The 21,299-nt window shown below is 66.0% G+C and carries 19 protein-coding genes; 13 read left to right on the top strand and 6 right to left on the bottom strand.

Features of this window, described 5'->3' with window-relative positions:
* Nucleotides 1–12: 12 nt before the first annotated feature.
* Nucleotides 13–438 (bottom strand): DUF3619 family protein, encoded by a 426-nt coding sequence (locus ACSQ86_RS15470; RefSeq protein ID WP_436304213.1) that lies wholly within the window; start codon nt 436–438, stop codon nt 13–15.
* Nucleotides 435–1,001 (bottom strand): RNA polymerase sigma factor, encoded by a 567-nt coding sequence (locus ACSQ86_RS15465; RefSeq protein ID WP_093108831.1) that lies wholly within the window; start codon nt 999–1,001, stop codon nt 435–437. Before ACSQ86_RS15465 ends, ACSQ86_RS15470 begins: the two co-directional genes overlap by 4 nt.
* A gap of 286 nt (nt 1,002–1,287) precedes the next feature.
* Here ACSQ86_RS15465 and ACSQ86_RS15460 point away from each other — a divergent pair, with 286 nt between their 5' ends.
* The 7 genes from ACSQ86_RS15460 (at nt 1,288) to ACSQ86_RS15430 (ending at nt 10,384) form a co-directional block, all read left to right on the top strand.
* Nucleotides 1,288–3,063 (top strand): acetolactate synthase 3 catalytic subunit, encoded by a 1,776-nt coding sequence (locus ACSQ86_RS15460; RefSeq protein WP_436309081.1) that lies wholly within the window; start codon nt 1,288–1,290, stop codon nt 3,061–3,063.
* A 128-nt stretch (nt 3,064–3,191) separates the two neighbouring features.
* The gene (gene ilvN, locus ACSQ86_RS15455; protein ID WP_093108829.1) at nt 3,192–3,683 is read left to right on the top strand and encodes an acetolactate synthase small subunit; all 492 of its coding nucleotides are present in this window, start codon (nt 3,192–3,194) and stop codon (nt 3,681–3,683) included.
* A 47-nt stretch (nt 3,684–3,730) separates the two neighbouring features.
* Nucleotides 3,731–4,747, top strand: coding sequence for a ketol-acid reductoisomerase (gene ilvC / locus ACSQ86_RS15450; RefSeq protein WP_093108828.1), 1,017 nt, complete (start codon nt 3,731–3,733; stop codon nt 4,745–4,747).
* A gap of 89 nt (nt 4,748–4,836) precedes the next feature.
* Complete coding sequence (gene pssA / locus ACSQ86_RS15445) at nt 4,837–5,661, top strand: CDP-diacylglycerol--serine O-phosphatidyltransferase (RefSeq protein WP_436309080.1); 825 nt, start codon at nt 4,837–4,839, stop codon at nt 5,659–5,661.
* Nucleotides 5,662–5,841: 180 nt separating this feature from the next.
* Entirely contained in the window at nt 5,842–7,545 is a 1,704-nt protein-coding gene (gene leuA / locus ACSQ86_RS15440; protein ID WP_436309079.1) for a 2-isopropylmalate synthase, read from the top strand.
* Between the two features lie 17 nt (nt 7,546–7,562).
* The gene (locus tag ACSQ86_RS15435; protein WP_093108825.1) at nt 7,563–9,101 is read left to right on the top strand and encodes a 2-isopropylmalate synthase; all 1,539 of its coding nucleotides are present in this window, start codon (nt 7,563–7,565) and stop codon (nt 9,099–9,101) included.
* Nucleotides 9,102–9,217: 116 nt separating this feature from the next.
* Nucleotides 9,218–10,384 (top strand): serine hydrolase, encoded by a 1,167-nt coding sequence (locus ACSQ86_RS15430; RefSeq protein ID WP_436309078.1) that lies wholly within the window; start codon nt 9,218–9,220, stop codon nt 10,382–10,384.
* A gap of 18 nt (nt 10,385–10,402) precedes the next feature.
* On the opposite strand, the gene ACSQ86_RS15425 is transcribed toward ACSQ86_RS15430, so the two are convergent.
* From ACSQ86_RS15425 to aat, 3 genes are read right to left on the bottom strand one after another with little or no spacing between them, the layout of a single operon-like run.
* Nucleotides 10,403–11,197: an IclR family transcriptional regulator gene (locus tag ACSQ86_RS15425; RefSeq protein WP_436304210.1), complete on the bottom strand. Its 795-nt coding sequence runs from the start codon at nt 11,195–11,197 to the stop codon at nt 10,403–10,405.
* Nucleotides 11,198–11,227: 30 nt separating this feature from the next.
* The gene (locus ACSQ86_RS15420; RefSeq protein WP_436304209.1) at nt 11,228–11,977 is read right to left on the bottom strand and encodes an arginyltransferase; all 750 of its coding nucleotides are present in this window, start codon (nt 11,975–11,977) and stop codon (nt 11,228–11,230) included.
* Nucleotides 11,974–12,726 carry a leucyl/phenylalanyl-tRNA--protein transferase gene (aat, locus tag ACSQ86_RS15415; protein WP_436309077.1) on the bottom strand — a complete coding sequence of 251 codons (753 nt, stop codon included), beginning with the start codon at nt 12,724–12,726 and terminating at the stop codon, nt 11,974–11,976. The genes ACSQ86_RS15420 and aat overlap by 4 nt, the downstream gene beginning before the upstream one ends.
* Nucleotides 12,727–12,841: 115 nt before the next feature.
* Between aat and ACSQ86_RS15410 the strand changes: the two genes are divergently transcribed.
* Nucleotides 12,842–15,172 (top strand): xanthine dehydrogenase family protein molybdopterin-binding subunit, encoded by a 2,331-nt coding sequence (locus ACSQ86_RS15410; protein WP_436304207.1) that lies wholly within the window; start codon nt 12,842–12,844, stop codon nt 15,170–15,172.
* A 6-nt stretch (nt 15,173–15,178) separates the two neighbouring features.
* Here the strand turns inward: ACSQ86_RS15410 and pobA are convergent, their stop codons facing one another.
* Nucleotides 15,179–16,360, bottom strand: a complete 1,182-nt coding sequence (pobA, locus tag ACSQ86_RS15405) for a 4-hydroxybenzoate 3-monooxygenase (protein WP_093108819.1) — start codon at nt 16,358–16,360, stop codon at nt 15,179–15,181.
* 122 nt (nt 16,361–16,482) lie between these two features.
* Between pobA and ACSQ86_RS15400 the strand changes: the two genes are divergently transcribed.
* The 5 genes from ACSQ86_RS15400 to ACSQ86_RS15380 all read left to right on the top strand — a co-directional run bounded on the left by ACSQ86_RS15400 (nt 16,483) and on the right by ACSQ86_RS15380 (nt 21,278).
* Entirely contained in the window at nt 16,483–17,253 is a 771-nt protein-coding gene (locus ACSQ86_RS15400) for an IclR family transcriptional regulator domain-containing protein (protein WP_093108818.1), read from the top strand.
* A gap of 59 nt (nt 17,254–17,312) precedes the next feature.
* Complete coding sequence (locus ACSQ86_RS15395; RefSeq protein WP_093108817.1) at nt 17,313–17,972, top strand: response regulator; 660 nt, start codon at nt 17,313–17,315, stop codon at nt 17,970–17,972.
* Nucleotides 17,969–19,282 (top strand): ATP-binding protein, encoded by a 1,314-nt coding sequence (locus ACSQ86_RS15390; protein ID WP_436304204.1) that lies wholly within the window; start codon nt 17,969–17,971, stop codon nt 19,280–19,282. The genes ACSQ86_RS15395 and ACSQ86_RS15390 overlap by 4 nt, the downstream gene beginning before the upstream one ends.
* 70 nt (nt 19,283–19,352) lie before the next feature.
* Entirely contained in the window at nt 19,353–20,822 is a 1,470-nt protein-coding gene (locus ACSQ86_RS15385) for a Do family serine endopeptidase (RefSeq protein WP_436309076.1), read from the top strand.
* Nucleotides 20,823–20,954: 132 nt separating this feature from the next.
* Nucleotides 20,955–21,278: a hypothetical protein gene (locus tag ACSQ86_RS15380; RefSeq protein WP_436304202.1), complete on the top strand. Its 324-nt coding sequence runs from the start codon at nt 20,955–20,957 to the stop codon at nt 21,276–21,278.
* Nucleotides 21,279–21,299: the final 21 nt, after the last annotated feature.

Raw genomic sequence — 21,299 nt, 5'->3', positions numbered from 1 at the left:
CGGGGCAGGCGATCAGCGCTCGGACGGGGCCTCGGTCTTCAGAAACTGGGCAAAACCGGGGTCCGTGTAAGCGGCGGGTGGCAGATCGTCGGTCAGCAGGGCCGAATCGAGCTCTGCCAACTCGTTGGCACGGTTGTCGTCTTGCATCGCGCTGATGACCAGGAGGCCCGCCACGAGGGCGATCAGCGGGACGACCGAGCCGATGCGCGTCCACCAGCCGGCCCCGAGCGTCGCCGTGCCGCCATTAGCCACGACCGCCGGTGCCGTACGGAGCTGCCGCACCACTTTGCGGCGCCCAACGGCCTGCACGCGGGCGGCGCGCAGGCGTTCACCGATTTCGTGCGGCAGTTCGAGATTGCCGGCCGAAAGCCGACCGGCCACCCGGCGACCGAATTCCTCCTCGGCCGCTTCAGGGGTGTGCGAAAACGTTGTACTCATAGCGAAATTCCCTTGGCCTTGAGCGCCTTGCTCAAGGCGTGCACAGCACGCGAACAGTGGGTCTTGACGCTGCCTTCGGAACAGCCCATGGCGGCGGCTGTCTCGGCGACGTCCATTTCTTCCCAGTAACGCATCAGGAAGGCCTCACGTTGACGACCCGGCAAAGCGGCGATTTGTTCCTCGATCGCATGAAAAATCTGTGCCCGCCGGGTGGTGTCCTCCGCGCTCTCGCTTTCCCGGGAGTCCGTCGGCATCACGAAGTGTTCGAGCAGGTCGAAGTCGCCGTTGTCGTCCACCGCCTCGAAATCGCTCAGGTTGGAGAACAGCGCCCGGCGGGTTTTCTGGCGGCGGAACCAGTCCAGGGTGCAGTTCGAGAGGATGCGCTGGAACAGGAGCGGCAACTCGTTGGGCGGCTTGTCGCCATAGTGCTCGGCCAGCTTCATCATGCTGTCCTGCACGATGTCGAGCGCCGCTTCCTCATCCCGCACGTGGTAGACCGAGCGCTTGAAAGCACGGCGTTCGACGCTTTTCAGGAAATCGGAGAGTTCTTGTTCTGTGGCCAAAGAGAGTCTGGCGCCGGGAAGGCGCCGCGTGGGGATGTGTCTCGGGGACGCGTGAGGTTTTTGTCGCCGCGGATTATGCCTGCGCCCCTGTGGCAGCCATGCGTCGCGCGGGGACCGCCAGTCCGGTGTCATAATCCGCGCTGCAAGTCAAAAGGCAAACGGGTCACGGTCCGGCGGTACGACAAGTCCGCCCATGGCTTTGGCCTCAAGTTTCGACGCGGCTTCACAAGAGCTTGCGAAGGAGCACCCAAGGTTTTTCGTTCCCGAAAAAACGCAAAGGTTCATCATGGAAATCTCGAAGGCGGAACTCGCTTCCGCAGCAGCCGTCACCGGCAGTCAAACGCAGGAACTCATGGGCGCCGAAGTGCTGGTCAAGGCACTGCAGGCCGAAGGCGTGAAGTACGTCTGGGGCTATCCCGGCGGCGCGGTTCTCTACATTTACGACGCGTTCTACAAACAGGACACGATCCAGCACGTGCTGGTGCGCCACGAGCAGGCCGCAGTCCACGCCGCCGACGGCTACGCACGCGCGACCGGCGACGTCGGCGTGGCGCTGGTGACCTCGGGGCCCGGCTTGACCAATGCGGTCACGGGTATTGCGACTGCTTACATGGACAGCATCCCGATGGTGATCATCTCGGGCCAGGTGCCGACGGCGGCGATCGGGCTCGACGCATTCCAGGAATGCGACACCGTGGGCATCACGCGGCCGATCGTCAAGCACAACTTCCTCGTCAAGGATCCCAAGGATCTGGCCATGACGATGAAAAAGGCCTTCCACATCGCGCGCAGCGGCCGTCCCGGCCCGGTGGTGGTGGACGTGCCGAAGGACGTGTCCTTCAAGAAGGTCAGCTACAACGGCTACCCCGACAAGGTCGAGATGCGCTCCTACAACCCGGTGCGCAAAGGCCATGGCGGCCAGATCCGCAAAGCGCTGCAGTTGCTGCTGAACGCCAAGCGACCCTACATCTACACCGGCGGCGGCGTGCTGCTCGGCAACGCCACGAACGAGCTGCGCACGCTGGTCGACATGCTCGGCTACCCGGTCACCAATACGCTGATGGGGCTCGGCGCCTATCCGGCCAGCGACCGCAAATTCCTCGGCATGCTGGGCATGCACGGCACCATCGAAGCCAACAACGCGATGCAGAGCTGCGACGTGCTGCTGGCCGTCGGTGCGCGCTTCGACGACCGCGTGATCGGCAATCCGAAGCACTTCGCTCAGAACGAACGCAAGATCATCCACATCGACATCGACCCGTCGAGCATCTCGAAGCGCGTCCGGGTCGACATCCCGATCGTCGGCGACGTGAAGGATGTGCTGAGCGAGCTGATCTCGATGATCAAGGAGAGCAACACCAAGCCCGACGCGGCGGCGCTCTCCGGCTGGTGGGACACCATCGAGGGCTGGCGCAGCAAGGACTGCCTCAAGTACGACCGCGGCAACAAGGACGTGATCAAGCCGCAGTACGTGGTCGAGACCCTCTGGAACATGACCAAGGACGCCGACACGTACATCACCTCGGACGTCGGCCAGCACCAGATGTGGGCCGCCCAGTACTACCGCTTCGACGAGCCGCGGCGCTGGATCAATTCGGGCGGCCTGGGCACCATGGGCGTGGGCATCCCCTACGCGATGGGCATCAAGCTCGCCAAACCCGAGTCGGAAGTGTTCTGCATCACGGGCGAAGGCTCGGTGCAGATGTGCATCCAGGAACTCTCGACCTGCCTGCAGTACAACACGCCGATCAAGATCTGCTCGCTCAACAACCGCTATCTCGGCATGGTGCGGCAATGGCAGGAGATCGAGTATTCGGGCCGCTACAGCCACAGCTACATGGATGCGCTGCCCAATTTCGTGAAACTGGCCGAGGCCTACGGCCACGTCGGCATGCTGATCGAGCGCCCGCAGGACGTGGAGCCCGCGCTGCGCGAGGCGCGCAAGCTCAAGGACCGCACCGTGTTCATGGATTTCCGCACCGACCCCACCGAGAACGTGTTCCCGATGGTCAAGGCCGGCATGGGCATCACCGAGATGCTCCTCGGTTCGGAAGACCTGTAAACAGACGATACGCCGATCCGCGATGCGGACCGGCCCCTTCATTAACTTTTTCGGATCAATCTATTGTCCGTCGAGCCTGCGCATTACCGTGTGCGGGGGAGGGCGGCGAAAAGAGGAGTCCTGCTGACATGAAACACATCATTGCCGTGCTGCTCGAAAACGAGCCCGGTGCACTCTCCCGCGTCGTGGGCCTGTTCTCGGCCCGTGGCTACAACATCGAATCGCTGACCGTCGCGCCCACTGAAGACGCGAGCCTGTCGCGCATGACCATCGTCACGGCCGGTTCCGACGACGTGATCGAGCAGATCACCAAGCACCTGAACCGCCTGATCGAAGTCGTCAAGGTCGTCGACCTGACCGAAGGCGCCTACACCGAGCGCGAGCTCATGATGGTGAAGGTGCGCGCGGTCGGCAAGGAGCGCGAAGAGATGATGCGCATGGCGGAAATCTTCCGCGGCCGCATCATCGACGTAACCGACAAGAGCTACACCATCGAGCTCACCGGCGACCACGGCAAGAACGACGCCTTTCTCGAGGCCATCGACCGCGGCGCCATTCTCGAAACCGTTCGCACCGGCGCCAGCGGCATCGGCCGCGGTGAACGCGTCCTGCGCGTCTGACACAAAGCCCGTTTCACATCCACCGAATCTACGAAGGAGCAACCATCATGAAGGTCTATTACGACAAGGACGCCGATCTGAGCCTCATCAAGGGCAAGACGGTCGCGATCATCGGCTACGGCAGCCAGGGTCATGCGCACGCGCAGAACCTCAACGACAGCGGCGTGAAGGTCGTCGTCGGCCTGCGCAAGGGCGGCGCTTCCTGGCCCAAGGTCGAGAAGGCCGGCCTCAAGGTCGCCGAAGTGGCGGACGCCGTGAAGTCGGCCGACGTGGTCATGATCCTCTTGCCCGACGAGCAGATCGCCAACGTCTACAAGAACGACGTCGCTCCGAACATCAAGCAGGGCGCTTCGCTCGTGTTCGCGCACGGCTTCAACGTGCACTACGGCTTCGTGCAGCCGCGCGCCGACCTCGACGTCTGGATGGTCGCGCCCAAGGCCCCCGGCCACACCGTGCGCAGCACCTACACGCAGGGCGGCGGCGTGCCGCACCTGATCGCGGTGCACGCCGACAGGACCGGCAAGGCGCGCGATCTGGCCCTGTCCTACGCCACCGCCAACGGTGGCGGCAAGGCCGGCATCATCGAAACCAACTTCCGCGAAGAGACCGAGACCGATCTGTTCGGCGAACAGGCCGTGCTCTGCGGCGGTACCGTCGAGTTGATCAAGGCCGGTTTCGAGACGCTGGTGGAAGCCGGTTACGCGCCCGAGATGGCCTACTTCGAGTGCCTGCACGAGCTGAAGCTGATCGTCGACCTGATCTATGAAGGCGGCATCGCCAACATGAACTACTCGATCTCGAACAACGCCGAGTACGGCGAGTACGTGACGGGTCCGCGCATCGTGACCGACGAAACCAAGAAGGTCATGAAGCAGGTCTTGAAGGACATTCAGACCGGCGAATACGCCAAGAGCTTCGTGCTGGAGAACGCGGGCGGCGCGCCCACGCTGATCAGCCGCCGTCGCCTGAATTCCGAGCATCAAATCGAGGTGGTCGGCGAGAAGCTGCGCGCGATGATGCCCTGGATCAAGAAGAACAAGCTGGTCGACCAGACCCGCAACTGATCCGGCTTTCGCCTCGACAAGGGCCACCCGCGCGGTGGCCCTTTTTCTTTGATGCCGCGCGAGCGGCTGAACTACACTGCCACCGATCCATGCATGACGACACGCTCCCCGACGAAGTTGCGCCGCGCAAGCGCCGCAAGGGCATCTACATCCTGCCGAACCTGTTCACGCTGGCGGCGCTTTTCGGCGGCTTCTATTCGGTGGTGATGGCCATGAATGCGCGCTTCGATCTCGCGGCGCTCGGTGTGTTCGCCGCCATGATCCTTGACAGCCTCGACGGCCGCGTCGCGCGCATGACCAACACCCAGAGCGCCTTCGGCGAACAGATGGATTCGCTGTCCGACATGGTGTCCTTCGGCGCCGCGCCGGCCTTGATCGCCTACGAATGGTCGCTCAAGGGCCTCGGCCGCTGGGGCTGGATCGCGGCATTCGTCTACTGCGCCTGCGCGGCCTTGCGCTTGGCGCGTTTCAACGTCAACACCGGCGTGGTCGACAAGCGCTGGTTCCAGGGCTTGCCCTCGCCGGCGGCGGCGGCCTTGGTGGCTGGCTTCATCTGGCTCATGACCGACTGGGGCAAGCGCGGCGGCGAGGTGCTGTATCTCTCCTGGCATCAGATCAGCTGGATCACCTTCGGCTTCACGCTCTATGCGGGCCTGTCGATGGTGACCAACGCGCCGTTCTACAGCTTCAAGGACATCCAGGTGAAGAAGAGCGTGCCATTTGCCGTGATCGTGCTGATCGCGCTCGCCATCGCAGTCGTCAATATCCATCCGCCGACGGTGCTGTTCGGCATCTTCGTGGCCTACGGATTGAGTGGCTACGCGGTCTATGGCTGGCGCAAAGCCAAGGGCCAGCATGTGAGCGTGATCAGCACCTCGACCGACGAGCCCGACGAGCGCGGCCTGCACAAGTGATTCGGGCTGTGCTACATTCCCCGCTCCCATGAACAAGATTTCGCTGGCCCTACTACTGATCCCCTACGGGCGGAGTCGGTAGCGCACGCGCAAATCCCTGACCACGGCCCGTTCGCACCAGCAACGGGCCGTTTGTTTTGGGGTTGCTGGTTGATCCTCCAACCAAGCGAGAAATACCAGATGTTGAAGCAACCCGACCGCAAGTACCGCGCCTTTGCACCCATCGGCCTCAAGGACCGCACCTGGCCCGATGCCGTGCTGACCCAGGCTCCGATCTGGCTGTCGACCGACCTGCGCGACGGTAACCAGGCGCTGGTGGAGCCGATGGACATCGCTCGCAAGATGCGCATGTTCGAGATGCTGGTGGCGATCGGGTTCAAGGAGATCGAGGTCGGCTTTCCTTCGGCCTCGCAGGTCGAGTTCGATTTCGTGCGCAAGCTGATCGAGGAAGACCGCATTCCCGACGATGTGACGATCCAGGTGCTCACGCAGGCTCGCGACCACCTGATCGAGCGCACCTTCGAATCGCTGCAAGGCGCACCGCGCGCGATCGTGCACCTCTACAACGCCGTGGCGCCGGTCATGCGTCGCGTGGTGCTCGGCATGGACGAAGACCAGATCGTCGAGCTGGCGACCACGCATGCGCGCATGTTCAACGAGCTCGCCGCCAAGCAGCCGGCGACCGAGTGGACCTTCCAGTATTCGCCGGAAATGTTCTCCGGCACCGACCTCGCTTTCTCCAAGCGGGTGGTGGATGCGGTCACCGAAGTCTGGGCGCCGACGCCGGAGCGCAAGTGCATCGTCAACCTGCCGTCGACGGTCGAGCATTCGACGCCGAACATCTTCGCGGACATGATCGAATGGATGCACCGCCACCTCGCACGCCGCGATGCGATCGTGCTGTCGGTGCATCCGCACAACGACCGCGGCACGGGCACAGCGGCCGGCGAGTTCGCGCTGATGGCGGGAGCAGACCGGATCGAAGGCTGCCTGTTCGGCAACGGCGAGCGCACCGGCAATCTCGACCTGGTGAACGTGGCGCTCAACCTCTACACGCAAGGCGTATCGCCCGGACTCGACTTCTCGAACATCGACGAGATCCGGACGGCCGTCGAGCATTGCAATCAATTGCCGGTGCATCCGCGCCATCCGTACGTGGGCGATCTGGTCTACACCTCCTTTTCCGGTTCGCATCAGGATGCCATCAGGAAGGCCTTCGCCGCGCGCAAGGACGGCGACATCTGGGACATGCCTTACCTGCCGATCGATCCCAAGGACGTGGGCCGCAGCTACGAGGCCGTGATCCGCGTCAACAGCCAGTCGGGCAAGGGCGGCATCGCCTACCTGCTCGAAAGCGAGTACGGGCTCGAACTGCCGCGTCGCCTGCAGATGGAGTTCAGCCAGGCCGTGCAGCGCGTGATGGACGTTGCCGGAAAGGAGCTCACGGCGGCCGACCTCTGGCAGCTGTTCGAGCGCGAATACCGCATCCAGGGCGAGACGGGCCCGCAGCACCGCGTGCTCGAGGAGCATGGCGAGGGTGCCGACGCGTCCGTGGTGCTGCGCGCCGACCTGCCGTGGGAGGGTGAAACTCGAAAGATCGAAGGCCGCGGCAACGGGCCCATCGATGCCTTCATCCATGCTTTGGCCGGCGCCACCGGGCACTCGATCCGCGTGATCGACTATCACCAGCATGCGATCGGCGCAGGGGCCGATGCGCAGGCGGTGGCCTATCTCGAACTGCGGGTCGACGAGACGCAGACCCTGTTCGGCGTCGGCATGGACGCGAACATCATCTCGGCTTCGCTCAAGGCGATCGTTTCGGGCCTCGAGCGGGCCCGGGCACGGGGCGCACGCAGCGCACAATCCATGGCTGAAGCCGCCTGACAAGAAGGAGATCCACGATGGCCGACAAACTCATCATTTTCGACACCACCTTGCGCGACGGCGAGCAGTCGCCGGGTGCCTCTATGACCAAGGACGAAAAGCTGCGCATCGCGCGCCAGCTCGAGCGCCTGCGGGTCGACGTCATCGAGGCGGGCTTTCCGGCCAGTTCGAACGGTGATTTCGAAGCCGTGATGGCGATCGCCAACGCGATCAAGGAGTCGACGGTGTGCGGCCTGTCGCGAGCCAACGACCGCGACATCTCGCGCGCGGCCGAAGCCTTGAAGGGCGCGGCCAGCGGCCGCATCCACACCTTCATCGCGACCTCGCCGCTGCACATGGAGAAGAAGCTGCGCATGTCGCCCGACGAAGTGTTCGAGCAGGCCAAGCTTGCCGTGCGTTTCGCGCGCAACCTGGTGGGCGACGTCGAGTTCAGCCCGGAGGACGGCTACCGCAGCGACGTCGACTTCCTGTGCCGCGTGCTGGAAGCCGTCATCCACGAGGGCGCGACCACCATCAACGTGCCCGACACCGTCGGCTACGCGGTGCCGGAGCTCTACGGCAACTTCATCAAGACACTGCGCGAACGCATCCCGAACAGCGACAAGGCCGTCTGGTCCGTGCACTGCCACAACGACCTGGGCATGGCGGTCGCCAACTCGCTGGCGGGCGTGAAGATCGGCGGCGCGCGGCAGGTCGAGTGCACCATCAACGGCCTTGGCGAGCGTGCCGGCAACTGCTCGCTCGAAGAGATCGTGATGGCCGTGAAGACACGAAAGGACTACTTCGGCCTCGATCTCGGCATCGACACCCGACACATCTTGGCCGCCAGCCGCATGGTCAGCCAGACCACCGGTTTCGTGGTGCAGCCCAACAAGGCGGTGGTGGGCGCCAATGCCTTCGCCCACGCGTCGGGCATCCACCAGGATGGCGTGCTCAAGGCGCGCGACACTTACGAGATCATGCGCGCCGAGGATGTGGGCTGGACCGCCAACAAGATCGTGCTCGGCAAGCTGAGCGGCCGCAACGCCTTCAAGCAGCGCCTGCAGGAGCTCGGCGTAACGATGGAGAGCGAGGCCGACATCAACGCCGCGTTCGCGCACTTCAAAGAACTCGCCGATCGAAAAAGTGAAATATTTGACGAAGATATCCTTGCACTTGTAAGCGCCGAGGAGCATTCGCACGTTGCGGAACAGTTTAGTTTTGTATCCTTGTCGCAGCACAGCGAAACCGGCGAGCGGCCCCAGGCGCGAATCGTTTTCACGGTGCATGGCAAGGAGGTCACGAGCGAGTCGGATGGCAATGGCCCGGTTGATGCTTCGCTGAAGGCTATCGAGGCCCACGTGAAGAGCGGGGCGGAGATGGTGCTGTATTCGGTCAATGCCATCAGCGGATCGACGGAGAGTCAGGGCGAAGTCACGGTGCGTTTGCAGAATGCGGGCCGGGTCGTCAATGGCGTGGGGGCCGATCCGGACATCGTGGTGGCATCGGCCAAGGCTTATTTGAGTGCGCTCAACAAGTTACAGAGCCAAGCTGAGAGAGTGGCGGCACAAGGTTAGTTCTTGCGACGGATCCTTTGGTTCTAATGAAGAAAGGGATGCAAGTAACTGATATTGCGTGCCTTTTTTGATTTGGATACACTGCGGTTTCTATTCGTCCCGCTGGAGAGTTTTTGATGCCCGAAGCCCGTTCCTGCCGAGTTTCCAGCCAGCGGTTTCTTCCTGCATTCCGCCTCATCGCCGTCGCGCTCTGCGCCACGGCGTTTTTGCTGCCCGCAGCAGAGGCAGCCAAGAAGCCGCCGGCAGGCAAGAAGGTCCAGCAGGTGAGTGCCGACGGCAAGCGCAGCAGCGCCAAGTCGGCATCGAAACACAGCGTCAAGGATGACGACAAGGCCGACCGCGTCGTGAGCGGCGGGCGCAACGTGGTGGCTTCGATCCGCAAGCGGGGCGGCAAGACGGTGGTGGCGGTGCAGCGGCGGTCGGTGGTGCGTGTGGTCGAGGCGCGGCAGTCTTTCGGCCAGCTGGCCGGCCTGCACAGCACCGAAGATGCGCTCGACCTGAAATCCAGCGTCGCGCTGGTGATCGACCAAGACACGCGCGAAGTGCTCTTCAGCAAGAACGACCACGCAGTGCTGCCCATCGCTTCGCTGACCAAGCTCATGACGGGGTTGATCATCAGCGAGGCGCGCCTTCCTTCCGACGAACTGATCACCATCAGCCAGGATGACGTCGACACCGAAAAAGGAAGCCGCTCACGCCTGACGGTCGGCACCACGCTGCCGCGCGGCGAACTTCTGCACCTGGCATTGATGTCGAGCGAAAACCGCGCGGCGCACGCGCTCGGGCGCACCTATCCGGGCGGCCTCGCCACCTTCGTGAGCGTCATGAACGCCAAGGCCAAGATGCTCGGCATGAAGGACACGCGCTACGTCGAGCCCACCGGGCTCTCGAGCCGCAATCAGTCGAGTGCGCAAGACCTGGCCTTGCTGGTCAATGCCGCCTATGCCGACGCCACGGTGCGCCAGCTCTCCACCTCGCCCGAGTACCAGGTCGAAGTCGGCAGCCGCGTGCTGCAGTACAACACCACGAATCGCCTGGTCAAGAATCCGGACTGGGACATCGGCGTGCAGAAGACCGGCTACATCTCGGAAGCCGGCCAATGCCTCGTGATGCAGACCAAGATCGCCGGGCGCAAGCTGATCATGGTGTTCCTCGACTCGGCCGGCAAGTTCGGCCGCATCGGCGATGCCGAGCGCGTTCGCCGCTGGGTCGAAGCCACCCACAACAACATGGTGAATCCGGCTGCGCAGCAGCAGGCCGTCGCAACGCACGTTGCGGGCTGAGCCGCGCCGGCCTGGCGATCAGGCCGAAGCGGGCGTGTTCGCGTTGTAGCCGAGCGCGCTCGAGATTTCGTTGGCGGTGGCCTGCAGTTTCGGCAGCCACCCGTCGTCGAGCCGGTCTGCCGGCGCCGAGATCGACAACCCCGCAACCAGCTTGCCCTGATCGTCGTAGATGCCTGCGGCCATGCAGCGCACGCCGAGCTCGAGCTCCTCGTTGTCGCGGGCGATGCCGTACTGGCGCGCCTTGGAAAGTTCGCGCTCCAGCGCCGGCAGCTGCGTGATGCTGTTGCGCGTGTGGCCGGCCAGGCCGGTTCGCGTGGCGTAGCTGCGCACCCGCTGGGGTTCGTCGAGCGCGAGGAACAGCTTGCCGGTGGAAGTCAGGTGCAGCGGCGCCCGGCCGCCGATGGCGCGCACCACCTGCATGCCCGAGCGCTCGCTGTAGGCGCGCTCTATATAGACGATCTCGTCACCCTGCCGCATGCTGAGGTTCACCGGCTGCTGCGTGAGCTTGTGCAGTTCCCGCATCGGCGCCATCGCGGCATCGCGCACGTTGAGCCGACCCTTGACCAGGTTCCCGAGCTCCAGCAGGCGCATGCCGAGCCGGTAGCTGCCGGCCTCCGGCCGGTCGACGAAGCGGCCGACCGCCAGGTCGTTCAGGATGCGATGGGTGGTGGACGGGTGCAAGCCCGTCTTCTCGCTGATTTCCTTCAGAGAGATGGCTTCTTCCCGGGATGCCAAGACGTCGATCAGCGCGAACATGCGCTCGATCACTTGGATGACGGGCACGGCAGGAACGTCTGATTGGTGTTTTCTCATGGGCAACGCGGTGTGGAACCGGCTGCCATTTTACTTGGTGAAATGGGTCGGCGCTTGCCAGCGGCCGTCGATCAGCACTTCATGCGGGGCAAAACGGGCCTTGTAGTTCATCTTGGCGCTGCCTTCGATCCAGTAGCCGAGATAGACGTGGGCGAGGCCCAGCTTGCGGGCCTGCTCGATCTGCCACAGCACGCTGTAGTTGCCGTAGCCCGCGCCCGCCTCGGGCTCGTAGAAGGTGTAGACCGCAGAGATTCCGTCGTTCAGCACGTCGAGGATCGACACCATCTTCAAGGCGCCCGCGCTGCCGTCCGGCCGGGTTTCGCGAAACTCCACCAGCCGCGAGTTGACCCTGCTTTGCAGCAGGAACTGGGTGTACTGGTCGATGCTGTCGTGATCCATGCCGCCGCCGGCATGGCGGCCGTTCTGGTAGCGCAGGTAGAGCTGGTAGTGCTCGGGCACGAAGCAGAGCTTGAGCACGCGGGCCTGCAGATCGGCATGGCGTGCCAAGGCACGGCGCTGGCTGCGATTGGGCTTGAACTCGCTCGCCAGTACGCGCAGCGGTATGCAGGCGCTGCAGCCGTCGCAATGCGGCCTGTAGGTGAACATTCCGCTGCGCCGGAAGCCGGCGAGCACCAGGTCCGAGTACGCGTCGTTGTGGATCAGGTGGCTCGGCGTCGCGACCTGCGAGCGCGCCTGCCTGTCCGGCAGGTAGCTGCACGGATAGGGCGCTGTCGCGTAGAACTGCAGCGTGTGGAGCGGGAGATCCTTGAGGTGCGTCACGTCGTGAAGGAAAGTCGCGCAGGCAGGAGTTCGGACCAGTATACGGGCTCGAAACGCCACGCCGGGCCTGCTTGCAGGCGTGCGTCGGCCACATGCGACAGGAAACGTTCGCGCGGCACCTCGTGTGCGCCCAGGCTGGCCAGGTGGCCCGTGTTCTGCTGGCAGTCGATCATCGCGATCCCGTGCCGCCGGCAGAACGAGACCAGGGCCGCCAGCGCGATCTTGGAAGCGTCGGGCCGGCGGGCGAACATCGATTCGCCGAAGACTGCGCGGCCGATTGCCACGCAGTACAGGCCGCCCGCGAGTTCGCCGTCGATCCAGGTTTCGACGCTGTGCGCATGGCCGGCGCGGTGCAGATCCGTGTAGGCGCGCACCATCTCGGGCAGGATCCAGGTGCCGGTCTGGCCGATGCGCGGCGCCTGCGAGCAGGCATCGATCACCGTCTCAAAACGGTGGTCGATGCGGATTTCGCAGCCCGCGGTGGCGCGGAAACGCTCCAGCGTCTTGCGCAGCGAACGGTGGAGCCTGAAGCCGGCGGTTTCGAGCACCATTCGCGGATCCGGGCTCCACCAGAGGATCGGCTGGCCCTCGCTGAACCACGGGAAGATGCCGTTGGCGTAGGCGTGAAGGAGGCTGGCGACATCGAGCCCGCCACCTGCGGCCAGAAGGCCGGGCACGGGGTCGGATTCGCCCCAGGCCGAATCGGCATCGGGCAGGGGGTCACCAGGGGCAAGCCAGGGCAGTTGCATGGTCGAAGGTATACACGGCTTCCGCAGACGCGTTGTCGTCGCAAGCCGAATTTGCCTGAAGCCCCTATAGTCGTTCCCGCATTCGCAGCCATCGCTCAAAGCAAAAAGGACCACGGTGAGCACAGAAACCAATCCCATGCGCTTCGGCAGCGGCCAAGCCGTTCGACGACTCGAAGATGAAAGCCTCCTGGCCGGCGCCGGGCGTTTCACCGACGACGTCACGCTACCGAATCAGACCTTTCTGGCCTTCGTCCGTTCCCCGTATCCGCACGCGCGGCTGGCGTCGGTCGACACCGCGTCGGCCGCCGCCATGCCGGGCGTGCTGCGCATCCTCACCGGTGCGGAGCTGCACGGCGCCGGCGTCAAGCCCCTGCCGGGCGCCGCGGGCTTCACGCGCGCCGACGGCACCGACTGCGCGGCGCCGCCGCGGCATGTGCTGGCGCTCGACCGGGTTCGTTTCGTCGGCGAGCCGGTCGCTGCCGTGATCGCTGAAACCGCGCGCGAGGCGCGCGATGCGGCCGAGGCGGTGATGGTCGACTACGAAGCGCTGCCGATGGTGGTCGACCTCGCCGGCGCGACGGCGGATGGCGCGCCCCTGGTTTGGGACGAGGCCACCGGCAACATCGCCGCCGAGATGCGCCACGGCAGCAGGGAAGCGACGAGCGCCGCCTTCGCCAAGGCCAGCCACGTGGTCGCGCTCGACGTCGTCAACCAGCGGGTGGTCGCGCTCACGATCGAGCCGCGCTCGGTGCTGGCCGATTTCGACGCCGCCTCGGAACGGATCACCCTGCGCATGAGCACCCAGATGCCCTCGGGCGTGCGCAATTCGGTCTGCGACGCGATCGGCCTGCCCAAGGAGCAGGTGCGCGTGGTGGTGGGCGATGTCGGCGGCGGCTTTGGCATGAAGACCAGCGCCTATCCGGAAGACATCGTGGTGGCCTTTGCCGCGCGCGCGGTGCGGCGGCCGGTGAAGTGGGTGGCCGACCGCAGCGAGGAATTCCTTTCGAGCTGGCATGGCCGCGACATCGAGGCCCATGCGGAGCTGGCGCTCGACGCCAGGGGCAAGATTCTCGGGCTGCGCATCAGGACCCTGGCCAACGTCGGCGCCTACGCGGGCGGCACCGGCGTCGTGATCCAGCTCCTGATCGGCCCCTGGGTGCAGACCAGCGTCTACGACATCCAGACCATCGACTTCCATTTCCATGCGGTGCTGACCCATACCGCGCCGACGGGCGCCTACCGGGGCGCCGGCCGGCCGGAGGCGATCTACACCATCGAGCGGCTGATGGACGAGGCCGCGCGCCAGACCGGCATCGACCGCATCGAGCTGCGCCGGCGCAACTTCATCCAGCCGGCGCAGATGCCCTACACGAACCCGATGCAGCAGACCTACGACACCGGCAAGTTCGAGTCGGTGATGGACCAGGCGCTGAAGCTGGCCGATTGGCAGGGATTCGATGCGCGCGCGGCGCAGTCCAAGCGCCAGGGCCGGTTGCGCGGGCTCGGCATCGCCACCTTCCTCGAATGGACCGGCGGCAACGTGTTCGAGGAGCGCGTGACGGTCTCGGTGCAGGCCGACGGCGTCATCGAGGTGTTCTCCGCCGTCAACGCCATGGGGCAGGGCATCGCGACCACGCTGGCGCAACTGGCGGTTGATGCCTTCGGCGTGCCGATCGAGAAAGTGCGCATCGTGCTGGGCGACACCGACCGCGGCGACGGCTTCGGCAGCGCCGGCTCGCGTTCGCTCTTCACCGGCGGCTCGGCCGTTCGCGTCGGTGCCGAGCGCACCATCGACAAGGCGAAGGCGCTTGCCGCGCAGGAGCTCGAAGTCGCGCCTGCCGACCTCAGCTACGCGGCCGGCGTTTTCAAGGTCGCCGGCACCGATCTGCAGCTCGACCTGTTCACCCTGGCCGGACGCCAGCCGGATCGGCAGATCTTCGTCGACTCCACCAGCGCCGTCGCCGGCCCGACCTGGCCCAACGGCTGCCACATCTGCGAGGTCGAGATCGACCCGCCCACCGGCGATGTGAGCGTGCTGGCCTATGCCTCGGTCAACGACGTCGGCCGCGTGGTCAACCCGATGATCGTTCGCGGCCAGCTCGAAGGCGGCGCCGTGCAGGGCATCGGCCAGGCGCTGTGCGAGCGCGTGGTCTACGACATCGAAACCGGCCAGCCGCTGACCGGCAGCCTGATGGACTACGCCGCGCCGCGAGCCGACATCATCGCCTCGATGTTCAAGACCGAGATGGACCAGAGCACGCCCTGCCTCAACAACCCGCTGGGCGTGAAGGGCGTGGGCGAGCTGGGCACCATCGGCGCCACGCCGGCAGTCGTCAATGCCGTGGCCGATGCGCTCGCGCGCAACGGCATGGCCGGGCTCACGCCTCGCCTGGACATGCCGCTCACGCCCGCGCGCATGTGGGCGCTCATGCAGCCGGGGCCCTGAAACGCTTCAGAACTCTTCCAGCGGCAGCCCCACGTAGTTCTCCGCCAGCGAGGTCGAGGCGGCGCGCGAGTGCACCAGGTAGTCGAGCTCGGCCTCCTGGATCTTCTGGCCGAACTCCCCGGTTTCCGGGAAGCGGTGCATCAGCGAGGTGAACCACCACGAGAAGCGCTCGGCCTTCCAGACCCGGCGCAGGCACAGGTCGGAGTAGCGGTCGAGCGCCGAGGCGCTGCGTTCGCGGTAGAAGATCTCGAAGGCGCGCGACAGGTAGCCGACGTCGGCCGTCGCCAGGTTCAGGCCCTTGGCGCCGGTCGGCGGCACGATATGGGCCGCGTCGCCGGCCAGGAACAGGCTGCCGAAGCGCATCGGTTCGGCCACGAAGCTGCGCAGCGGCGCGATGCTTTTTTCGAGCGAAGGGCCGGTCACGAGCCGCTCGCGCGCTTCGGGGTCGAGGCGCAGGCGCAGCTCGTTCCAGAACGCCTCGTCGCTCCAGTTCTCCACGCGCTCCTCGACCGGCACCTGCACGTAGTAGCGGCTGCGCGTGGCGCTGCGCATGCTGCACAGCGCGAAGCCGCGCGGCGTGTTGGCGTAGATCAGCTCGTGCGATACCGGCGGCACATCGGCGAGCACGCCGAGCCAGCCGAAGGGATAGACCTTTTCGTAGGTGTGGATCGCCTGGGCCGGCACGCTGGCGCGGCTCACGCCGTGGTAGCCGTCGCAGCCGGCGATGAAGTCGCACTCGATCTCGTGCGTGGCACCGTCCTTCTCGTAGCGCACGCGGGGCTTCCCGGTGTCGAAGTCATGCAGGCTGACTGGCGAGGCGCCGTAGATGGTGGTCAGGCCCTCTGCCTCGCGCGCATTCATCAGATCGTGGGTCACCTCGGTCTGGCCATAGACCGTGACCTGCTTGCCGCCGGTCAGGCCATGCATGTCGATGCGATGGCGCGCGCCCTTGAACAGCAGCTCGATGCCTTCGTGCGGCAGGCCCTCGGCCTTGGCGCGCGCGTCGACGCCGGCGCGCTGGAGCAAGTCCATCGTGATCTGCTCCAGCACGCCGGCCCGGATGCGGCCCAGCACGTAATCGCCGGTCTGGCGCTCGATGATGATGTTGTCGATGCCGGCCTTGTAGAGCAGCTGGCCGAGCAAGAGGCCGGCCGGGCCCGCGCCGATGATGGCGACCTGTGTGCGCATGCGTGTCTCCTGATTGCTTGGCCTCAAGCGTAGGACGATGCGGACTCCCCGGCTCGCCGCGATGCCATCCTCTGTGCGATGATGAGGCGGCCTGCGCGATGATCGCGCAACACTTCGCGCCCATGACCATAGCCAAACCCGACTTCATCGAGGGCATCGCCAAGGGCATGGCCGTGCTCGAGAGTTTCGACACCGAGCGCCAGCGCCTCAATGCCACGCTGGCAGCCGAGCGCGCCGGCCTGACGCGGGCCGCGGCCCGGCGCCACCTGCTGACGCTTGCGCACCTCGGCTACCTCGAAACCGACGGCAGCTATTTCTGGATGGCGCCGAAGGTGCTGCGCTTCTCGGGCAGCTACCTCGCGTCGTCGCGGCTGCCGCGCGCGCTGCAGCCCACGCTCAACCGGCTCGCGGCGCAGACGGGCGAATCCTTCTCGGCCGTGGTGCTCGATGGCGAAGAGGTGGTCATCATCGCGCGCAGCGGCAGCTATGGCACGCCGACCCGCGTGCTGGCCTATGGCCTCCACCTCGGGGCGCGCCTCCCGGCCCATGCGACATCGACCGGCCGCGTGCTGCTCGCCGGCATGAGCGCGGCGCAGCTCACGCAATGGCTCAAGGGCCGCAACCTGCCGCGCCTCACGCCGCGCACCATCACCCAGGCGCGCGTGCTGCGCCAGCGCATCGCGCAGGTGCGCAAGGACGATTTCTGCTTTGCCAGCGAGGAACACGAGCTCGGCGTGCAGGCGCTGGCGGTGCCGTTGCGCGACATGCAGGGCCACACGGTGGCGGCGCTCAACGTCGTGCTGTCGGGCACGCGCCACTCCGAAGAGGCGCTGCGCCGCGACATGCTGCCGCTGTTGTTCGAGGCGGCGCGCGAGGTCAGGGCGCTTCTGTGAACGCGCTTGAACTTCGCCGCCGCTACGATCTCGAACCGCCTTTGTGCGGATGAACGACGATGCGACTGCTGCTGCTCGAAGACGACGTGATGATCGGCGAGGCCGTGCTGGACCTGCTGCGCGCCGAGAACTACGCGGTCGACTGGGTCAAGGACGGCGACGCTGCCGACACCGCACTGCGCACGCAGCAGTACGACCTGGTGCTGCTCGACCTCGGCGTGCCGCGCCGCGACGGCCTCGAGGTGCTGCGTTCGCTGCGCGCCCGCAAGCAGCGCATGCCGGTGTTGATCGCCACGGCGCGCGATTCGGTGCAGCAGCGCATCGAGGGCCTGGATGCCGGCGCCGACGACTACGTGCTGAAGCCCTACGACCTCGACGAGCTTCTGGCGCGCATCCGGGCCTTGCTGCGCCGCGCATCGGGGCGGGCCGAGCCGGTCTACGAGCATCTGGGTGTCAGCATCAATCCGTCGACGCGCGAAGTCGCCGTGGGCGGCCAGCCGGTGGTGCTGTCGGCGCGCGAATGGGCGGTGCTCGAACCGCTGATCGCGCGGCCGGGCATGGTGCTCTCGCGCGCGCAGCTCGAAGAAAAGCTCTACGGCTGGAAGGACGAGATCAGCAGCAACGCGGTCGAGGTCTATGTGCACGGGCTGCGCAAGAAGCTCGGCGCCGATCTCATTCGCAATGTGCGGGGGGTGGGCTACATGGTGCCCAAGGAATGAAGTCCTTACGCGCGCGTCTTTTGTGGTTCCTATTGGCTGCCATCGTGCTTGCAGCAGGAACGCAGGCCTTCGTGGCCTATCGCACGGTGCTCAAGGAAGCCGACGAGATCTTCGACTACCACATGCAGCAGATGGCGTTCTCGCTGCGCGCGGGCCTGCCGCCCAGTGCGGCCGTGGGCGGGCTCGGCGGCGGCGAGGAGAACTTCGAATTCGTCGTGCAGATATGGACGGCCGACGGCGTGCGCATCTTCGAATCGGCCGCGCGTGCCGCACTGCCGCAGCGCGCGGTGCTGGGTTTCTCGAACGTGCAGGCGCGCGGCACCACCTACAGGGTGTTCTCGATCCAGAGCGCCGGGCTGGTGATCCAGGTGGCGCAGGACATGGCGGCGCGCCGCACCATGGCGGGAACGCTCGCGCTGCGCACCGTCGGGCCGATCGCGCTGGCGGCGCCGTTGCTGATGCTGGTGGTGTGGTGGGTGGTGAGCCGCTCGCTGGCGCCGGTGGCGCGCGTGCGCAGCCAGGTTGCCTCCCGGCAGGCTGACGACCTCTCGCCGGTCAGCGAAAGCGGCCTGCCCGAGGAGGTACGCCCGCTGGTGCACGAACTCAACCTGCTGTTCGATCGCGTGCGCCGGGCCTTCGAGGCGCAGAAGCATTTCGTGGCCGATGCGGCGCACGAGCTGCGCTCGCCGCTCGCGGCCTTGAAGCTGCAGGTGCAGAGCCTGCAGCGCGCGCCCGACGATGCCGCGCGCGAGCTCGCCGTCGGCCGGCTGGCAGCCGGCATCGACCGCGCGACGCGGCTGGTCGAACAGATGCTGGCGCTGGCGCGGCACGAAGCCAGCGCCGCCGCCGGCGCCAGCGCGGAGCCGGTGGACCTGCAGGAGGTCGCGCGGCTCGCGATCTCCGATGCCATTGCCGCCGCCCAGGCACGCCGGATCGACATCGGCATGGCGCGCGCGGATGCGGCCGAGGTACACGGCCAGGCCGAGGCCTTGCGCACGCTGCTGCGCAACCTGCTCGACAACGCCGTGAAGTACACGCCCGAGGGCGGCCGCGTCGACGTCGGCATCGCGGCGTCGGCCGAGGGGGTGGAGCTCAGCGTGGAAGACAGCGGCCCGGGCCTGCCGGCCGAGGAGCGCTCGCGCGTGCTCGACCGCTTCTATCGCTCGGGCGAGCCGCAGGCGGCGGGCAGCGGTCTCGGGCTGGCGATCGTGAAGTCGATCGCCGACCTGCATGGCGCGACGCTGGCTATCGATGGCTCCGGCAGCCTGGGTGGCCTGCGGGTGAGCGTGCGTTTTCCCAGAACTGTTTAAGGCGGGCTTAAGCGAGCGGACCGACATTCCTTTCATCGTGTTTCCAACTGACACCTCGAAAGGAACTTCAATGAATGTCCGTCTGAACTCGCCCCGCGCGCTTGTTCTCGCCCTGTCGGCCGCGGGCGTCATCGGCGCCGTCGGCGCGGGCGCCTACACCAGTGCCAATGCCGTGAACACGCCGGCGCCCGCCGTGGCCGCGCCGATGGTCACCATGCCCGACTTCTCGACCATCACCACGCGCAACGGTCCCGCCGTCGTCAACATCAGCGTGACCGGCACCATGAAGACTTCGATGGAGGGTGTGGCCGGCATCCCCGGCATGGGTCCCGACGATCCGATGTTCGAGTTCTTTCGCCGCTTCCAGGGCCAGATGGGCCCACGCGGCAAACAGCCGCAGCAGCGCGAGATGCCGGTGCGCGGACAGGGTTCGGGCTTCATCGTGAGCGCCGACGGCGTCATCCTGACCAACGCCCACGTGGTGAAGGACGCGAAGGAAGTGACGGTCAAGCTGACCGATCGCCGCGAGTTCCGCGCCAAGGTGCTGGGCTCCGACGAGAAGACCGACATCGCGGTGCTCAAGATCGACGCGAAGAACCTGCCGACCCTGTCGCTGGGCAACACCAAGGAGCTGAAGCCGGGCGAATGGGTGCTTGCGATCGGCTCGCCCTTCGGTTTTGAGAACACCGTGACGGCAGGCGTGGTGAGCGCCAAGGGCCGCTCGCTGCCCGACGACAGCTACGTGCCTTTCATCCAGACCGACGTGGCCATCAACCCCGGCAACTCGGGCGGGCCGCTGATCAACACGCGCGGCGAGGTGGTGGGCATCAACTCGCAGATCTACAGCCGCAGCGGCGGCTATCAGGGCGTGTCCTTCGCGATCCCGATCGACGTCGCGATCCAGGTAAAGGACCAGATCGTCGCCACCGGCCGCGCCAGCCATGCGCGGCTGGGCGTCGCGGTGCAGGAGGTGAACCAGACCTTCGCCGACTCCTTCAAGCTCGACAAGCCCGAGGGTGCGCTGGTGTCGAACGTGGAGAAGGGCGGCCCGGCCGACCAGGCCGGCCTGCGCTCCGGCGACGTGATCCGCAAGGTCGACGGCGACCCGATCGTCGCCTCCGGCGACCTGCCGGCCGTGATCGGCCAGAAGAAGCCCGGCACCAAGGTCACGCTCGATGTCTGGCGCCAGGGCGCACGCCAGGAGCTCAGCGCCAGGCTGGGCGATGCGAGTGAAAAGGCGAGCACGGTGTCGAAGAACGACGAGCGCGCCGGCGGCGGCAAGCTCGGTCTCGCGCTCAGACCGCTGCAGCCGCAGGAGAAGCGCGAGGCCGCGGTCGAGAGCGGCCTCCTGATCGAGGATGCGGGCGGCGCGGCGGCGCTCGCCGGCGTGCAGGCGGGCGACGTGCTGCTGGCCATCAACGGCACGCCCGCAAAGAGCGTCGAGCAGGTGCGCGAGGTGGTGAACAAGGCCGACAAGTCGATCGCGCTGCTCATCCAGCGCGATGGCGATCGGATCTTCGTGCCCGTGCGCATCGGCTGATGGAAGTCACAGCGGCCGCTGCGGCGTTGGCGAAGGCGCGTCACATGGAGCACACATCGTGCAAAAGTGCCTTTGTGGATGATTAACCGGCTGTAACAATTCGCCCAAACAAGCTGAATAAGAGGTTTCCCTATGGTGCTTCGCGATCTCGCCCTGACTGTGCTCGAACTCGAGCCCTATGAATTTCATTGGGTTCTGATGGAGGCAGTGCAGGCGGATTCGGAGGAGTGCCTGGTGTACCGGCCCGTCGACTCCTCGACCCAGGGCCTGCCCGATTATTCGGAGGCGCTCATTCAGGGCGCCTCGGCACTGCGCGTACTGCAAGGGCTCGCACCCTTCGGCCGTCCCATGGCGCCGGTGGGCCTCGGAGAAGGCGTGCCGGAGCCGTCCGCCGCAGCCGCATCGACGATGGATGCGGATTCCTGCATGCTCACCACCGGTCACTCGATGCTGTAAGCCTGGCAGGCCAGGCACAGC

It is taken from the genome of Variovorax sp. LjRoot130 (genome assembly GCF_964253755.1).
Lineage (GTDB): Bacteria > Pseudomonadota > Gammaproteobacteria > Burkholderiales > Burkholderiaceae_C > Variovorax.
The sequence above is the reverse complement of the archived record's forward strand: the minus strand, read 5'-3'. Positions and strand labels throughout refer to the sequence as shown.

Bases quoted from the DNA above. Each gene is read 5' to 3' on its own strand.
- ACSQ86_RS15470 (WP_436304213.1), bottom strand. From the start codon at position 438: ATGAGTACAACGTTTTCGCACACCCCTGAAGCGGCCGAGGAGGAATTC.
- ACSQ86_RS15460 (WP_436309081.1), top strand. From the start codon at position 1,288: ATGGAAATCTCGAAGGCGGAACTCGCTTCCGCAGCAGCCGTCACCGGC.
- ilvN (WP_093108829.1), top strand. From the start codon at position 3,192: ATGAAACACATCATTGCCGTGCTGCTCGAAAACGAGCCCGGTGCACTC.
- ilvC (WP_093108828.1), top strand. From the start codon at position 3,731: ATGAAGGTCTATTACGACAAGGACGCCGATCTGAGCCTCATCAAGGGC.
- pssA (WP_436309080.1), top strand. From the start codon at position 4,837: ATGCATGACGACACGCTCCCCGACGAAGTTGCGCCGCGCAAGCGCCGC.
- leuA (WP_436309079.1), top strand. From the start codon at position 5,842: ATGTTGAAGCAACCCGACCGCAAGTACCGCGCCTTTGCACCCATCGGC.
- ACSQ86_RS15435 (WP_093108825.1), top strand. From the start codon at position 7,563: ATGGCCGACAAACTCATCATTTTCGACACCACCTTGCGCGACGGCGAG.
- ACSQ86_RS15430 (WP_436309078.1), top strand. From the start codon at position 9,218: ATGCCCGAAGCCCGTTCCTGCCGAGTTTCCAGCCAGCGGTTTCTTCCT.
- ACSQ86_RS15425 (WP_436304210.1), bottom strand. From the start codon at position 11,197: ATGAGAAAACACCAATCAGACGTTCCTGCCGTGCCCGTCATCCAAGTG.
- aat (WP_436309077.1), bottom strand. From the start codon at position 12,726: ATGCAACTGCCCTGGCTTGCCCCTGGTGACCCCCTGCCCGATGCCGAT.
- pobA (WP_093108819.1), bottom strand. From the start codon at position 16,360: ATGCGCACACAGGTCGCCATCATCGGCGCGGGCCCGGCCGGCCTCTTG.
- ACSQ86_RS15400 (WP_093108818.1), top strand. From the start codon at position 16,483: ATGACCATAGCCAAACCCGACTTCATCGAGGGCATCGCCAAGGGCATG.
- ACSQ86_RS15395 (WP_093108817.1), top strand. From the start codon at position 17,313: ATGCGACTGCTGCTGCTCGAAGACGACGTGATGATCGGCGAGGCCGTG.
- ACSQ86_RS15390 (WP_436304204.1), top strand. From the start codon at position 17,969: ATGAAGTCCTTACGCGCGCGTCTTTTGTGGTTCCTATTGGCTGCCATC.
- ACSQ86_RS15385 (WP_436309076.1), top strand. From the start codon at position 19,353: ATGAATGTCCGTCTGAACTCGCCCCGCGCGCTTGTTCTCGCCCTGTCG.
- ACSQ86_RS15380 (WP_436304202.1), top strand. From the start codon at position 20,955: ATGGTGCTTCGCGATCTCGCCCTGACTGTGCTCGAACTCGAGCCCTAT.